The organism is Halovibrio sp. HP20-59 (assembly GCF_033052795.2).
Lineage (GTDB): Bacteria > Pseudomonadota > Gammaproteobacteria > Pseudomonadales > Halomonadaceae > Vreelandella.
Genome location: NZ_JAWJUW020000149.1, coordinates 1 through 247 on the forward strand (window position 1 = coordinate 1; position 247 = coordinate 247).

At 57.5% G+C, this 247-nt stretch carries 1 protein-coding gene; it reads right to left on the reverse strand.

Annotated elements, in window-relative coordinates:
- The coding region (locus RZA33_RS19695) for a hypothetical protein (RefSeq protein WP_317509996.1) at positions 1–247 on the reverse strand (247 nt) is incomplete at both ends.

Sequence of the window (247 nt, forward strand, 5' to 3'; positions counted from 1 at the left end):
CGAGAAGCTGATACGCCGCGAGTTCGCGGTCGATGTCACGGGCGCTGTCGGTCTCGGCGACGATGCCTTGATAGGACTGAACGCCCTCGGCGATGCGCTCAAAGCCGAAATAGGCGACGCCCATGTTGATCGCGGAGATGCCCAGCACGGTGATGAAACCGAGCATGATCTTGGTTCGGAATCGCAGGTTGGAGAGAAAGCTGACATTGGTCTTCTGCTTTGCCGAAGTGCTTTTGAACCAGCCCAT